Source organism: Phaeobacter sp. CECT 5382 (assembly GCF_001457775.1).
GTDB lineage: Bacteria > Pseudomonadota > Alphaproteobacteria > Rhodobacterales > Rhodobacteraceae > Pseudophaeobacter.
This window is the reverse complement of sequence record NZ_CYSG01000002.1, coordinates 97208-109075: the sequence shown is the minus strand read 5'-3', so window position 1 is coordinate 109075 and position 11868 is coordinate 97208. Positions and strand designations below refer to the sequence as shown.

The window sequence follows — 11868 nt, the reverse complement described above, 5'->3', positions numbered from 1 at the left end:
TCGGCTTCCTTATTTGGCGTTCAGGCTTTGGGCCAATTGATCAACAGCAGCCAGGGCCGCCAGACGGGCACGCGCAGAGGCCTGCCAATCATCGAGTGCGACGCGCGCGGCATCGGGCAGTTGGTACAGCTCGTCCAGCGCCAGATCCAGCGTGCCTGCATGCACGGCGGCCTCAGCGCGCGACAGGACAGCATCGGCCCCGTCGCCCGCTTGCGGTGTGGTCGAGCGCGCCCCAAGGTGACGATTGACATAGTCCATCAACCCGCCGCTGCCCTTGGTTTCTTCACGCGCCAGCGCCAGCGCGTCGCGCGCTGCCGGGGTAAAGGCATCGCGCAACCCGGCCAGGGTAACTACACCGGTTTCAGCGCTGCCTCTCAGCGCCGTCGGCACATCGACCTGCTGTGTTTCAAGCTCCGCTATCGCGGCAAGATAGGCACCCCCTGTGTCCAGAGTGGCGCGGATCTTGGCCAAAGCCGTCTGGGCGGCTGCAACCCGTGCGGCCTCCGCGCTGGCCAGTTCCATCTCGCGGGCTTCGGCCAGCATGGTTTCAACTTCGCCACGCTGCGCTGCCAGACTGTCCTGCAGTTTCGCCAGTTCGGCCTCAAAGGCTGCCACTGCTTCGGGGGAGGCCGCATCTGTGATCGGGCGGGTTTCCAATTGATCCACGCGCGTCACGAGGGCCGCAATGTCAGCTGCGCTCTCTGGGGCGGCGCTTTGAGCCTCGCTTAGATCGTCCAACGCTGTTTCTAATGAACCCAAGCGCTGCTCCAACGGGGCAACATCGGGCAATTTGACCGTGTCGATCTGGGCCTGCAGTGCGGCCAGTTGGTCTTTCAGAGCCGCCTGCTCCGCATCATAAGCCGCCATGTCAACTGCCCCGGTGCCCTGTAGGCTGGCAGGAAGGACAGAGTTCAGCAAACCGCCCTGTCCAACAACAAAGCCAATCACCGCAGCCACCGCACCACCTAACAGGGCCGCACCAAAGCCACCGCGTTTTTCCACAATGCGTTCGATTTCGCGGACCGGTTCGGCGTTCTCCTGCTGTGATTCTTCCGCTGGAACGTCATCGGTCTCGGTCTCGGAAACAGGGTGCTCCTGATCTGCGGCGTCAACCTCTTCGGTCGTTGCCTGATCGTTTTCCGGATCGGTAAGGCCTTCCTCGATCTGCGCCTCGTCCCTATCGGGGGTCTGGACGCCAGTCACAGGCTTTGTCACATCATCCGCGGTTTTCTTGTCAGCCACGCCGACCTCCCCATCGATTCCCAAATCACTTGCTCAGCACAATACCCGCGACACTACTGCGCAGGCCTGCCACCCTCAAGGTGCGCCAGCCCATCTGCGGCATCACGGACCATCTTGGCCATGGCATCAGCATCAGGCGCTTTACTGACCTGCAAGTCTTTGCAATTCAAGTCTTTCAACTCGTCTGCTACGGCGTCACTCAGCGCAATCAGAATGAAATTTTCCATATCCAGCTCCATGCTAGCGACAAGGCTGGCGAAATGCCGCGCAAGGCGCGGTGAAAAAAGCGGCACGATCACGATGTTTTGCGCGCCGACCCCGTCCCTGATGCTTGGATCCAGCGGCAGAAGCTGCTGTTCATAAATGGTCTTTCCACTGCATTTCAGCCCAACCCTGCTAAGCCGTGTGGCGATTTCACCCCGTGTGTGCTCTCCGTGTAGATGCAACAGTGGGCCCTTTGGCTGCTGGCGTGAAACATGCTCCACCAGTGCCTCCGCCGTGGCACCACAGAACTGCGCCAGCCACCCGGCGGCCTGCGCCACAGCGGTGGTCCGCCTGCCAACACAATACGCCGGGAGCTTTCCTGGCGGGGGGCCAGCAGCCGTCACCCCATTGGCAGAGGTAAAGATCACGCCCTGACAATCCGTCAAATCAATGGCAACTGGCTTCGGATTGATCTGCAAAAGCGGCGCATGCAATACCGTAAGCTTTGACTGCACCGCATCCGGCAACAGTGCTACAAACCGGTCTGACGCTTCCCGGGGCCGCGTCATCAACAACACTGCTGGTTTGGCTGTGACAGATCTGTCGGTGCTCATGCTGTGCTCCCGGGATTGTTTGCCTGCCCTATAGGTGCTAGCTCCAGCTGCAATCGGATGCAACGGGTAGACCATGACACAAAGCCTGACACTTTTGGGGCTGGAAAGCAGCTGTGACGATACCGCCGCCGCCGTAGTGCGGCAAAAGGCAGGCCAGCGTGCCGAAGTTCTGTCCTCCATCGTTTTTGGCCAGACCGAACTGCACAGCGCTTTTGGTGGTGTGGTGCCCGAAATCGCCGCTCGTGCACATGCGGAAAAGCTGGACCTCTGCGTCATTGATGCGCTGAAGGCGGCTGGCGTCAGCCTGCAAGACCTGGATGCGATAGCTGTCACCGCCGGACCCGGCTTGATCGGCGGCGTGATGTCCGGTGTCATGTGCGCCAAGGGCATCGCCGCGGCGACAGGCCTGCCATTGGTGGGCGTCAACCATCTGGCCGGTCACGCGCTGACACCGCGACTGACCGATGATGTTGACTACCCCTATCTGATGTTGCTGGTCTCTGGCGGGCACTGCCAATTTCTGATCGCCCGTGGCCCCGAAGATTTCACCCGACTTGGGGGCACCATCGACGATGCCCCCGGCGAGGCCTTTGACAAGACCGCGCGCCTGCTGGGCCTGCCGCAACCCGGCGGCCCTTCGGTGCAAAAGGAGGCGGAGGCAGGCGATCCCAAGCGGTTCCGTTTTCCGCGCCCCTTGATGGATCGACCCGATTGCAACCTGTCCTTTTCCGGTTTGAAAACCGCCCTGATGCGGATGCGCGACCAGATTGTCGCTGAAAAATCCGGCCTGACGCGGCGAGATCGCGCCGACCTTTGTGCCGGCTTTCAAGCCGCCGTTGCCGATGTGCTTGCGGCCAAAACCAAGCGGGCGCTGGCGATCTATATGGAAGAGCAACCCGAAACCCCAACCCTTGCTGTTGCCGGGGGGGTTGCGGCCAATTCAGCCATTCGCGCCGCGTTAGAGACTGTTTGTGCAGAACAGAACACTGCTTTTGTGGCCCCACCGCTGGCCCTGTGCACCGATAATGCCGCAATGATCGCCTATGCCGGGTTGGAGCGCTTCAAGTCCGGCGCGCGGGATGGGATGGATCTGACAGCCCGCCCGCGCTGGCCGCTGGACCAAAGCAGCCCCGCCATGCTGGGCTCTGGTCGCAAGGGAGCCAAGGCATGAGCATTTCGGTTCTGGGCGCGGGTGCCTTTGGGACAGCTCTGGCGGTCTCTCTTGCCAAGCAAGCGCCGGTCACACTTTGGGCACGAGATACGGACCACATCGCCGCCATGCAGGCCGCGCGCTGCAATGAGGCCCGCCTGCCCGGTATCACCCTGCCTGAGGCACTCTCGCTCACCGATGACTTCAAGAGCGCAGTGCAGGCAGATACCTTGCTGCTGGCGGTGCCGATGCAAAAACTGCGCTCTGTGTTGGAGACCCACCGGGACGCTCTGGCGGCCAAGGTTCTGGTCGCCTGCTGTAAGGGGATTGAGCTGCAGACCGGATTGGGCCCGATCGCCGTTATCCGTGAAATCCTGCCAAAGGCACAGGCAGCCCTGCTGACCGGGCCCAGCTTTGCCGCTGATATCGCCCGTGGCCTGCCAACCGCGCTGACACTGGCCTGTGTGGATGCCGATCTCGGTCGCCACCTGCAAGAGCAGCTAACCACCGCCAACCTACGGCTTTATCGCACCACGGATACCACCGGGGCAGAACTCGGTGGGGCGCTCAAGAATGTCATCGCTATCGCCTGTGGTGCCGTGATTGGCGCCGGGTTGGGCGATAGTGCCCGCGCGGCCCTTATGACGCGTGGCTACGCCGAAATGCAGCGTATGGCGCTGGCCTGTGGCGCGCGTGCTGAAACGCTAGCTGGACTATCGGGTTTTGGCGACCTCACCTTGACCTGCAGTTCCCAGCTGTCGCGCAACTACCAGCTGGGGCTCTCTATCGGTCGCGGCGAAGCTTTTGATCCGAATGTCACCGTCGAAGGTGCTGCCACCGCGCGCGCCACTGCAGCCAAGGCCAAATCCATGGGATTGGATATGCCCATCACCGAGACCGTCGTTGGATTACTGAATGGTGACTTGACGATTGCCACTGCCAGCGCTCAACTGCTGGCACGCCCTTTGAAAGAGGAATGAAATGCTGATTGCCCTGATCGCCCGTGACAAACCAGACCACTTGCAGACCCGCGTAGACAATCGTGCCGCCCACCTAGCCTATATCGAAGAGACCGGTGTTGTCGCGCAGGCCGGCCCTCTGCTGGATCAGAACGGAGAAATGGCCGGTTCGCTGATCATTCTTGACGTTGAAGACATGGCTACCGGCGAAGCCTGGGCCGCAGCGGATCCCTACAACAAGGCGGGCCTGTTTGAGGCGGTCGAGCTGATCACCTGGAAGAAAGTTATCGGTTGATGCGCTATTGGCTGTTCAAATCCGAACCCTCCACCTGGGGCTGGCCGGACCAGGTGGCCAAAGGGGATGCGGGCGAGGAATGGGACGGCGTGCGCAACTATCAGGCGCGAAATTTCATGCGCGAGATGAAGCTGGGAGACCGCGGCTTTTTCTACCATTCGCAAAAGGAGAAATCGGTGGTGGGCATTGTCGAGGTCTGTGCTGAAGCGCACCCCGACAGCTCCACCGATGATCTGCGCTGGGAGTGCGTGGATATCAAAGCGGTCCGGGGATTTGTGAAACCCGTCTCGCTGGATCAGATCAAACTGGATCCCCGGCTGGAAGAGATGATTCTGGTCAAAAACTCCCGCCTTTCGGTGCAGCCTGTGACGACAGACGAATGGCAGGTAATCTGCGCGCTGGGGCAGACAGACCCCGCCTGATCTGCCAGTCTGATCGTAGTCAGGTCTGGGTAAGTCAGGTCTTGCTATGATCCGACCCAGTCGAGGAGCGCACAACAATGGAAATTCTGAGTGTTTTTGCCGCTGCAGCTGCCGGATTCGTGCTAGGAGCCGGTTATTATGGTATTCTGGCCAACCCTTGGATGCAGGCTGCAGGTATCAAACGCGGCACCGATGGCAAACCCCAAAGCGGTCAAAGCCCGGCTATCTATGCCCTCAGCTTTTGCCTGCAGCTGGTCGTGGCGGGCATGATGCGCCATGTCTTTGTCCTGTCAGGGCTCAGCGGCGCCAGCGCGGGCCTTGTCGCCGGGTTGGGGATTGGTTTGTTTGTCATCAGCCCCTGGATCGCAATCAACAATCTCTATGCCAAGCGACCAGTGAAATTGACCCTGATCGACGGCGGTTATGCCAGCCTTGCCTGTGCTGTGATGGGACTGGTGTTGTGCCTGCTATAATGACAGCAACTTTTGGCAGGTTGCAGATCAAAGGCAGGCCAATTTTTAGAGGGCAACCAGCAAAACTAAAAAAGGGAAGATCCTGCCGGATAGCTGGATCTTCCCTTCCACCCCGCGTGCTCCACTAACCACCACACGCGTATGAGAAATTCAGTTCCTAGCCTTCCTGGCTGGTCTCACTGTGATAGCCCACTTAAAGTTGTTTTGGCAAATCATATACCCAGACAATACCTTTAAAATGCAAAGTACCCAGCGCTGAGGCCGGGTGCTTTGAGGCCCATTTCAGAACCCGTTTAAGAAGAGCCAAATAGAGGCGGCTGAAATCAGCTGTAGACTGCTTCTTTGCCAAATTCTTTGGTCAGCATGTAATAGACAACAGCGCGATATTTGTTGCGCTCAGACTTGCCATAAACCTCGATGACCTTGTTGATGGCACCCATCAGCTCTGGCCCGTCAGCGAGTCCCAGCTTTTTCTTCAGGAAGTTTTCCTTGACGGTTTCCAGCTCGCTCGCCTGGCTACCAGCCACGGTGGAGGCATCGGCGTTATAGATCGCAGGACCGCACCCGATTGTCACCTTGGTCAAAAGGTCCATATCAGGCTCCATACCGCATTTGTTTTTCAGATCATCAGCATATTGCGCGATCAGATCGTCTCTCTTACCCATTTACGTATCTCCAGCTTCAAGGTGTCTAGTAGTCAAAGTTAAGAATTTGCAGGTGCTTAACGAAAGACTAACCCTTGATCCGATTGAGACAAAGGAAAAGATTTCCCTGCTTTTCCCCCCTGTTGGCCACCAGCTGCCCACCATCCGCAGTTCTGACCACAAAAAAAGCCGCCCGGCATTCCTGCGGGCGGCTTTCTCGATCATGGTCAGCTGAGACGTCGCTTAGTAGCGATAGTGCTCTGGCTTGAACGGACCTTCAGGGGTCACGCCGATATAGGAGGCCTGCTCGGAGCTCAGTGTCGAAAGCTTCACGCCGATACGATCCAGGTGCAGACGGGCAACTTTTTCATCCAGGTGCTTTGGCAGGATGTAGACTTCGTTCTTGTACTCATCACCGCGAATCCACAGCTCGATCTGAGCCAGAACCTGGTTGGTGAACGAGGCCGACATCACGAAGGACGGATGGCCAGTGGCATTGCCAAGGTTCAGCAGACGACCCTCAGAGAGCAGGATCAGACGGTTGCCCGAAGGCATCTCGATCATGTCGACCTGTTCTTTGATGTTGGTCCACTTGTGGTTCTTCAGGTTTGCGACCTGAATTTCATTATCGAAATGGCCGATGTTGCCAACGATAGCCATGTCCTTCATCTCGCGCATGTGCTCGATGCGGATCACGTCCTTGTTGCCGGTGGTGGTGATAAAGACATCGGCACTGGAAACAACGTCTTCCAGACGCACAACTTCAAAACCATCCATAGCAGCCTGCAGAGCGCAGATGGGGTCGACTTCGGTGACTTTGACGCGTGCGCCGGCACCTGCCAGCGACGCGGCAGAGCCTTTGCCGACATCACCGTAGCCACAAACGACGGCAACCTTGCCGGCCATCATGGTGTCGGTGGCGCGGCGGATACCGTCAACCAGCGATTCCTTGCAGCCGTATTTGTTGTCGAACTTCGACTTGGTGACAGAATCGTTCACGTTGATCGCAGGGAAAGGCAGCTGGCCGTTTTTCTGCAGCTCATACAGACGGTGCACGCCGGTGGTGGTTTCCTCGGAAACACCCTGGATGGCTTCGCGGGTTTTGGTGAACCAGCCGGGGCTTGCCGCCATGCGCTTTTTGATCTGGGCAAAAATAGCCTCTTCCTCTTCCGAGGTGGGCACTTCGATCAGGTCAGTTTCGCCAGCTTCAACGCGGGCGCCCAGCAGGACGTAGAGGGTTGCATCGCCACCATCGTCGAGAATTAGGTTAGCGCCTTCAGGGAACATGAAGGAGCGGTCCAGATAGTCCCAGTGCTCAACCAGGGTCTGACCTTTGATGGCAAAAACAGGGGTGCCGCCAGCCGCGATTGCAGCCGCTGCGTGATCCTGGGTCGAGAAGATGTTGCAAGACGCCCAGCGCACATCGGCGCCCAGTGCCACCAGCGTTTCAATCAGAACTGCAGTCTGAATGGTCATGTGCAGCGAGCCGACGATACGCGCGCCTTTCAGCGGCTTCTCTTCGCCGTACTCGGACCGCAGTGACATCAGGCCCGGCATTTCGGTTTCCGCAATATCCAATTCCTTGCGACCAAATTCAGCCAGCGCAATGTCTTTTACAATATAATCCTCGGCCATAGTCCGCTCCGTTCTGGTTACGAGATATCTTTGTCGCCGCAGGTAACACCGCAATGGTTTATAAGCAACGAAGATGGCCGTAATGAGTACGTAAAGCGGGATTTGGCCGAGGTCTGCTGCAACCGTACCTCAGGCTCAGCTGGGAAGGCCCGGTGGCACCACTGTGGGAACCACCTCAAAATAGTTTTGCCCGGTCGCCAAAATACAGCTGATGCCAGTGGGATGGGTCCTCAACACGGTAAAGCTGCCGGTCGCGGTCGAAGACCAGACTTCGATCACCGTGTCCAGCTGTCGCGAGGTTTGCAAACCACCTGCCTGCAGGCTTTCTGCGTAATCGGACTGCAGCTTTTCCACCAATCCGTCACGCGGCGCGCAATTGCCGGCAAAGGCAGGCGGCGCAATTGCGGCCATTCCAAAGATCAGGGCGCTGGAGAGAAGACGTTTGAACATGACTGACTCCTTTGTTGTTCGACTGTCGTCGCATCAAAAGGGGCGTGCCATATGGGCGACTTCGGCCCCTGCGGTACATATAATATTGGTGTCTGAGGCCCGTGTTTCAATCTCACGGGCGTTCAACTGATTGTTTGAAACCGATGGGGCGACGGGAGTGAAAGGACGATTTTCTGCCGTCAGAACCCCGTGCGGCGGTTTACCTGCGAGGGGCAGACCGGGTAGTCAGTGAACGAATTCCAAGACTGGATTAGACCGATGCCTCCCAAACCTGCCCGTGCCTGGCAACGTATGCTTTCAGGACGCCGCCTGGACCTGCTGGATCCAACACCGATGGATATCGAAATCAGCGATATCGCCCATGGGTTGGCCTTTGTCGCCCGCTGGAATGGTCAGACCCGAGGTGATTTTGCCTATTCGGTTGCCGAACATTCCCTGCTGGTCGAAGAGCTGTTTACCCGCTTGTATCCCAAAGCGCCGGTCAAATGGCAGCTGGCGGCCCTGCTGCATGACGCGCCTGAATATGTCATCGGTGACATGATTTCACCGGTGAAGGCCGCCGTTGGCCCCGGCTATGAAGAGCTGGACCAGCGGCTGACAGCAGCTATTCACATCAAATACGGCCTGCCCGCACAGCTGCCGAAAACGATCAAGGCGCAGATCAAACGCGCCGACAAGGTCAGCGCCTGGATGGAAGCCGTGCAGATCGCCGGTTTTTCGCAAACAGAGGCCAACAAGCTGTTTGGCCGCCCCAATCCCGAGATCACTGCCGGGCTGGCCATCGCGCTGCGCCCGCCTTTGACTGTGCGGCAGGGGTTTGTCGCCCGCCACGAAGAGCTCTTGGCCCGGCTGTAATCGCCGGATCCAGAGCTGTCACAGAATCAGAACTGTCACAAAATTAGAAGTAAAACGGCAAACTCAGCGCGGGCTGCGCTTGGCCAGGATCCGCTGCAGGGTGCGGCGGTGCATGTTCAAACGCCGCGCAGTTTCCGAAACGTTGCGGTCGCACAGCTCGTAAATACGCTGAATATGTTCCCAGCGCACCCGGTCGGCGCTCATCGGGTTTTCCGGTGGCGGTGGCAACTCGTCATCACCGCTCAGCAGAGCGCTCATGATATCGGCAGCGTCCGCCGGTTTTGACAGATAATCCGTGGCACCGATCTTGACTGCAGCCACCGCAGTGGCGATGGCGCCGTATCCGGTCAGGACCACAACGCGGCTGTCGGGGCGCTTTTCACGCAGCACTTCGACCACATCCAGCCCGTTGCCATCTTCCAGACGCAGATCAACCACTGCATAGGCTGGCGGACGGGCTGTGGCGATGGCGCTGCCGCCGGCGACTGAATCAGCCGTTTCCACCTCAAAACCACGTTTTTCCATGGCTTTGGCCAAACGCCTCAGGAAGGGTTCGTCATCATCAACCAGCAAAAGAGACTTGTCCGGTCCAATTTCCTGCAGTGCAGTTTCGCCCATGCCGGTTCTCCGCCTGTTATACGCATAATCTGGAATTTGATATTAGCGACCGGGCCGGGAAGGTCAAACACCTCGTCTGATTTACATATTTTCGACAAAGCAGGCGATCTTGTCCGCCATCTGTTCCGGTGTCTCGTTCCGACGGAAGAATTCCACAAATCCGACCTCGGGCAGAACCAGATAAGAGAAGGTCGAATGATCCACCAGATAGTAGTCTTCGTCACCTTGCTGTTTTTTGTAATAGGTCTTGTAAGCGCGGCTGGCGGCTTTGACCTGGTCCAACGACCCGGTGAGACCGATCATTTTCTCATGCATGTTATGGGCAAAATCGCCGACCACTTCGGGTGTGTCGCGCTCGGGATCGATGGAGACAAAGACCGGCGTGGCGCTGATGCCGCGTTCCGCCAGAACATCAATGGTTTCAGCATTGCGTGACACATCCAACGGGCAAACGTCAGGGCAGAAGGTATAGCCAAAGTACAGAATCGATGGCTCGGTAAAGACATCCTTGTCTGTCACGGTCTCGCCAGCAGCATTGACCAGCTCGAAGGCTCCGCCAATGGTTTCCGCGCCACCGGCAATCTTGCTGCTGCGGCACTGGGCAAACCTGTCGCCCCCGTCACCGCCTCCACGTGTCATCAACCAGGTTCCGCCAGCCAGGGCGGCAACAAATACGACGGCGAGAATTGCATAGAGGCGAGTCATGTGATCACACTTTGTGTTGGAGGGATGAGTTGATCGTTTCCATTGCCAGACCTATCAAGAAACACAGCCAATGCAACCAGCACCAATGATCACAGAAATGAGAGCCGCAGGCCCGCAGCACGGCCCAGGTCTGAACCGATCAGAACAGCGGCGCGCAAAATGCGGCAGAAAACGGGGACATCAATGAGCGAAACCCAATTTGGCCTGATGCAGGGGCAAGAACGTAGCCATTGGATCCGTCTGCGGACGTTGATCCTATTGCGCTGGGTTGCCATTGCTGGTCAGGTCACCGCAATCGCGGTGGCGCAGATGCTCTACAATCTGCAGCTGGAACTGGGGCTGTGCCTTCTGGCCGTCGGAATATCGGTGGTCAGCAACCTGCTGGCCATTTTTGTTTTTCCCGAAAACAAACGCCTGTCCGAGTTCGAAAACTTTCTGATGGTGCTGTTTGACCTGCTGCAACTGGGCTTTCTGCTCTACCTCACTGGCGGGCTTAACAACCCCTTCGGCCTTCTGGTGCTGGCTCCGGTGACCATTTCCGCCGCCATGATGGGACTGCGGCCAACGCTGTTGATTGGCGGCACCGCAATCATTTTGGTCACTCTGCTGGCCGAATTCCATCTGCCTTTGCGCACCGAACAGGGCTTTATCCTGCGCATCCCGGATGTCTTTATCTTTGGCAACTGGACCGCCATCGTCATCGCCATTCTTTTTATCGGCGCCTATTCCTTCCGGATCAGTGCCGAGATGCGACGCATGTCGGATGCGGTTGCAGCAACGCAGCTGGCGCTATCGCGCGAACAAAAGCTCACAGATCTGGGTGGCGTGGTGGCTGCAGCCGCACATGAGCTGGGCACACCACTTGCCACTATCAAACTGGCCAGCGCCGAACTGATCGAAGAGTTGGAGGATCAGCCCGACCTGCGCGAAGATGCCGCGCTTATCCGCGAGCAGGCCGACCGATGCCGCGACATATTGCGCGACATGGGCCGTGCGGGCAAAGACGATTTGCACTTGCGTCAGGCGCCCCTGTCCACGCTGATTCACGAAGCAGCAGAGCCTCATCTCAACCGGGGCAAGGAGCTGGTGTTTGACGAAGGCCCGCTGGAGGGTGGCAGCCTGCAGCAGCCTTCTATCTTGCGCAAACCCGAGATTATTCACGGGCTGCGTAATCTGGTGCAGAACGCGGTGGATTTTGCCCAAACCACTGTCTGGATTGATGCCGGCTGGGATGACGACCACATCACCCTGCACATTTATGACGATGGTCCCGGCTTTCCGCCGCATTTGCTGGGTCGCATTGGCGATCCCTTCATGCGACGGCGGCGCAGCGAAAGCGATCGCAAGCAACGCCCCGAATACCAGGGCATGGGTTTGGGATTGTTCATCGCCAAAACCCTGTTAGAGCGTACAGGCGCAGAGCTGCAGTTTTCCAACGCGGGCAATCAGCCGGTCGCAAAAATGAGGGATCGCCGCGGCGCTGTCGTTGTGGTCTCATGGCCGCGAGACAAGATCGACGCACTGGTAGGAGAGAATGCCGTTCCCAAGGGTGAAAATAAGTGGATAGAAGTTTAACTATTCATTTTTTGGTAATCAATTAAA

General features: G+C 58.1%; 14 protein-coding genes. 7 read left to right on the top strand and 7 right to left on the bottom strand.

All coding sequences use genetic code 11. The annotated features are described in order from the left end of the window. Positions 1 to 9: 9 nt before the first annotated feature. Together PH5382_RS02455 and PH5382_RS02450 are read right to left on the bottom strand one after the other, a co-directional pair. Positions 10 to 1242: a COG4223 family protein gene (locus PH5382_RS02455; RefSeq protein ID WP_058332999.1), complete on the bottom strand. Its 1233-nt coding sequence runs from the start codon at positions 1240 to 1242 to the stop codon at positions 10 to 12. A gap of 53 nt (positions 1243 to 1295) precedes the next feature. After that, complete coding sequence (locus PH5382_RS02450) at positions 1296 to 2060, bottom strand: uroporphyrinogen-III synthase (protein WP_231751775.1); 765 nt, start codon at positions 2058 to 2060, stop codon at positions 1296 to 1298. A gap of 73 nt (positions 2061 to 2133) precedes the next feature. Between PH5382_RS02450 and tsaD the strand changes: the two genes are divergently transcribed. The 5 genes from tsaD (at position 2134) to PH5382_RS02425 (ending at position 5359) form a co-directional block, all read left to right on the top strand. Continuing rightward, positions 2134 to 3231, top strand: a complete 1098-nt coding sequence (tsaD, locus tag PH5382_RS02445) for a tRNA (adenosine(37)-N6)-threonylcarbamoyltransferase complex transferase subunit TsaD (RefSeq protein WP_058332766.1) — start codon at positions 2134 to 2136, stop codon at positions 3229 to 3231. Beyond that, positions 3228 to 4190 (top strand): NAD(P)H-dependent glycerol-3-phosphate dehydrogenase, encoded by a 963-nt coding sequence (locus tag PH5382_RS02440; protein ID WP_058332765.1) that lies wholly within the window; start codon positions 3228 to 3230, stop codon positions 4188 to 4190. Before tsaD ends, PH5382_RS02440 begins: the two co-directional genes overlap by 4 nt. Position 4191: 1 nt before the next feature. Continuing rightward, on the top strand, positions 4192 to 4464 hold the full coding sequence (locus tag PH5382_RS02435) for a YciI family protein (RefSeq protein WP_058332764.1): 273 nt from the start codon (positions 4192 to 4194) through the stop codon (positions 4462 to 4464). Beyond that, positions 4464 to 4886: an EVE domain-containing protein gene (locus PH5382_RS02430; RefSeq protein WP_058332763.1), complete on the top strand. Its 423-nt coding sequence runs from the start codon at positions 4464 to 4466 to the stop codon at positions 4884 to 4886. Before PH5382_RS02435 ends, PH5382_RS02430 begins: the two co-directional genes overlap by 1 nt. 77 nt (positions 4887 to 4963) lie before the next feature. Continuing rightward, complete coding sequence (locus PH5382_RS02425; protein WP_058332762.1) at positions 4964 to 5359, top strand: DUF1761 domain-containing protein; 396 nt, start codon at positions 4964 to 4966, stop codon at positions 5357 to 5359. Positions 5360 to 5682: 323 nt separating this feature from the next. Here PH5382_RS02425 and PH5382_RS02420 read toward each other — a convergent pair whose 3' ends face one another. The 3 genes from PH5382_RS02420 to PH5382_RS02410 form a co-directional block, all read right to left on the bottom strand. Further along, a complete protein-coding gene (locus PH5382_RS02420) occupies positions 5683 to 6024 on the bottom strand; it encodes a DUF2853 family protein (protein WP_058332761.1) in 342 nt (113 codons plus the stop codon). Between the two features lie 222 nt (positions 6025 to 6246). Further along, positions 6247 to 7638 carry an adenosylhomocysteinase gene (gene ahcY / locus PH5382_RS02415; protein ID WP_058332760.1) on the bottom strand — a complete coding sequence of 464 codons (1392 nt, stop codon included), beginning with the start codon at positions 7636 to 7638 and terminating at the stop codon, positions 6247 to 6249. 135 nt (positions 7639 to 7773) lie between these two features. Next, positions 7774 to 8088, bottom strand: a complete 315-nt coding sequence (locus tag PH5382_RS02410; RefSeq protein ID WP_058332759.1) for a DUF2059 domain-containing protein — start codon at positions 8086 to 8088, stop codon at positions 7774 to 7776. Between the two features lie 258 nt (positions 8089 to 8346). Here PH5382_RS02410 and PH5382_RS02405 point away from each other — a divergent pair, with 258 nt between their 5' ends. Then, positions 8347 to 8943, top strand: a complete 597-nt coding sequence (locus PH5382_RS02405) for an HD domain-containing protein (RefSeq protein ID WP_058332758.1) — start codon at positions 8347 to 8349, stop codon at positions 8941 to 8943. 63 nt (positions 8944 to 9006) lie between these two features. On the opposite strand, the gene PH5382_RS02400 is transcribed toward PH5382_RS02405, so the two are convergent. Both PH5382_RS02400 and PH5382_RS02395 read right to left on the bottom strand, forming a co-directional pair. Then, positions 9007 to 9561 carry an ActR/PrrA/RegA family redox response regulator transcription factor gene (locus tag PH5382_RS02400; RefSeq protein WP_058332757.1) on the bottom strand — a complete coding sequence of 185 codons (555 nt, stop codon included), beginning with the start codon at positions 9559 to 9561 and terminating at the stop codon, positions 9007 to 9009. Positions 9562 to 9642: 81 nt separating this feature from the next. Then, positions 9643 to 10266 (bottom strand): SCO family protein, encoded by a 624-nt coding sequence (locus PH5382_RS02395; protein WP_058332756.1) that lies wholly within the window; start codon positions 10264 to 10266, stop codon positions 9643 to 9645. A gap of 183 nt (positions 10267 to 10449) precedes the next feature. Here PH5382_RS02395 and regB point away from each other — a divergent pair, with 183 nt between their 5' ends. Continuing rightward, positions 10450 to 11841, top strand: coding sequence for a sensor histidine kinase RegB (regB, locus tag PH5382_RS02390; protein WP_058332755.1), 1392 nt, complete (start codon positions 10450 to 10452; stop codon positions 11839 to 11841). Positions 11842 to 11868: the final 27 nt, after the last annotated feature.